2 protein-coding genes and 1 pseudogene are annotated in these 2,309 nt (G+C 49.1%); 2 read left to right on the forward strand and 1 reads right to left on the reverse strand.

The genetic code is table 11. The features are described from left to right. Window positions 1-501, reverse strand: a 501-nt coding sequence (locus ABLA85_RS18740; RefSeq protein ID WP_367965816.1) for an inverse autotransporter beta domain-containing protein, incomplete at its 3' end; no start/stop codon positions are given. A 269-nt stretch (window positions 502-770) separates the two neighbouring features. On the opposite strand from ABLA85_RS18740, the gene ABLA85_RS18745 reads away from it, so the two are divergent. Both ABLA85_RS18745 and ABLA85_RS18750 read left to right on the forward strand, forming a co-directional pair. Beyond that, complete coding sequence (locus tag ABLA85_RS18745) at window positions 771-1,031, forward strand: hypothetical protein (RefSeq protein ID WP_367965817.1); 261 nt, start codon at window positions 771-773, stop codon at window positions 1,029-1,031. Between the two features lie 458 nt (window positions 1,032-1,489). Beyond that, window positions 1,490-2,152: pseudogene (locus ABLA85_RS18750) on the forward strand (reverse transcriptase domain-containing protein); the annotation flags it as partial. Between the last annotated feature and the right edge of the window lie 157 nt (window positions 2,153-2,309).

Raw genomic sequence — 2,309 nt, forward strand, 5'->3', positions numbered from 1 at the left:
GTGATGCTGCTCCGGCCACAATGCATCCCAGAAGACATTAGTACCCCATAACCCATTATCGACGACATAGCGATAGCCGAATCCGACTGCCGTTGTTGTCTGACCGTGGTGGGTTTTTACTCCGAGCTGACTGAATGCCGTACCTGAAACCGATTGATAAAAAGGCAATAACCCATCAAATGAAACGTCTTTTACCGAAAGGTGGCTGTCGAAAGGGAGAGTGAGACGGGCATTGCCATATTGGTTCAACCAGGGTGTCAGTGTTGATGTCACCGCCGACGATAACTGCTGGCCAACTATTGTTTTTGCCGCTTCGTCAGGGGATTGCGATTGAGCCAGTTGCCCCCATTGGGTGGTGATTTCGGCCAGTTTTTGTCCCTGCGGGTCTTGGATTTGCTCTTCTGGCAGAGCCTGACCCGGAAAACTGAGTGACAGGCTCAACAAGCTGACAATCAGAGATTTTGCTCTGTTGTACCAAGTGGACTGGATTTTTTGCACCACGGATTGTGACCCTTTTCATTAATGCTGAAAGGGATAACATGCAGAAAAAGCGCGTTAAATACTGTACTTAACTCTTTTTCCCATGGTGAAAATTAACTGAATCAGCGGTGAATAGGAACCCCGTTAAATGTATGCGTACAGCACTGACACGGGATAAGAATATCATTTTCTGACAAATGCGGATTCACCTTCCTTAAAAAACCTGATCCATCGACGAACAGCCCGTTGTAATAACTGGATTCACCACAGCGGATATAATCTCTTTGTTCATGCTCGTGTGGGTTCTGCCGCTGACCTCAGAAACAAAATACTTAAGTTCTTGGCCAGATATTCAGGCTCTTCTGGTAACGGAAACGATACGACAAGAACGCTATTCTGACACAGTGACCTCTGATTTTCGTTATTATTTAAGCCGTTGTCATGATTCTCCCGCCTTTCAACTAGGTGCCATAAGACAACATGGGGCTATCGAAAATAGTTTACACTGGGTACTGGATGGTGTGCCGCAGGCACACAAGCTTGTCGCATAAGGAATAAGCGCAGGATTGTGGCATAAGCTCAGGAAGAGATGGTGGTAGGCCCACCGGAGTCTGCTGTCGGAAGTCGGTTCCAAACCCCCTCAAGCGGCTGCCGTAAAGAGCGGTGGTCGTGAGCGTTTGAGGAAAAGTTGAACATTAGTTCAGCAGGTAAGATACAAAGAGACGAGTAAAACCGAACCCATGTGGACGCGTCGTAATCCAGAGAATTGACATCAAAACCGAGGGCGCGTCTAGACCTCGGAATAAATCTGCGAGTGAAGTCCGAATGCTGCGCAGGTGGTGTCCGGCGTAAAGTGGGCGTGACTTTGTATCAGGCTCTTTCTGGGAACTGCGGGAACCTGTCATCACGATGTCAAGGGAGAAATGCAAGTCACTGAATTGGCAAGCATGAGAGTACCAAAGCGTGATACAGGGGCGGAGTGACTCGTAGTAGTGAGGAAATGTTTGTAATGAACGTGGAGCGAAGGGGTCACGTCAGACAGCCTGATCCAGAACCCAACTGTCATACAGGAGGAGGTTCAGGAAGCAAGGCAAAACCGTTTGTCATTGATAAAAAGGAGGTCGTCCGCGCCTGGTTACTGGTGAAAGCCAATCAGGACGCGGCAGGCGTGGATGGTCAAACCATCGCAGATTTTGAATCAGACCTGAAGGGCAATTTGTACAAGCTTTGGAATCGTCTATCCTCAGGCAGTTACTACCCACCGGCAGTCAAAGGTGTCGCCATTCCAAAGAAATCGGGTGGTGAACGTCTGTTGGGGATCCCGACGGTGGCAGATCGTGTGGTGCAAATGGTGGTCAGGTTGCACTTTGAACCTCAGGTTGAGCCGCTCTTCTTGCCGGATTCTTACGGGTATCGTCCGAATAAATCGGCGATTGAAGCCATCAGGATCACAAGGCAGCGATGCTGGCAGCAAGACTGGGTGCTGGAGTTCGATATCAAAGGGTTGTTTGACAATATTCCTCATGACCTGCTCATGAAAGCGGTGAGGAAACATACAAATAGTCCGTGGATCTGTCTGTACATTGAACGCTGGTTAACGGCGCCGATGGTGCACGCTACCGGAGAGAGGCTAGCGCGCGAGAAAGGTACGCCGCAAGGGGGATTATGTACAGCTTCGCATAATGACCCCTGCGGGGTTCCGCTGAGGGTTTTGTTATATCGCCAGTCTTCAAAATATCCGGCGCGGAGCATACTGGACACGAGACGTATAAATCGGTTGTCATGAATGGATTCGCGAAGGATTGATAACATGTATTAGTCACAATTTG

The sequence above is a fragment of the Xenorhabdus sp. SGI246 genome (assembly GCF_040838225.1).
GTDB classification, from domain to species: Bacteria; Pseudomonadota; Gammaproteobacteria; order Enterobacterales; family Enterobacteriaceae; genus Xenorhabdus; species Xenorhabdus indica.

What these genes read in the sequence shown, in the direction of transcription:
- ABLA85_RS18745 (WP_367965817.1), top strand. Translation starts at nt 771, where the DNA reads ATGCTCGTGTGGGTTCTGCCGCTGACCTCAGAAACAAAATACTTAAGT.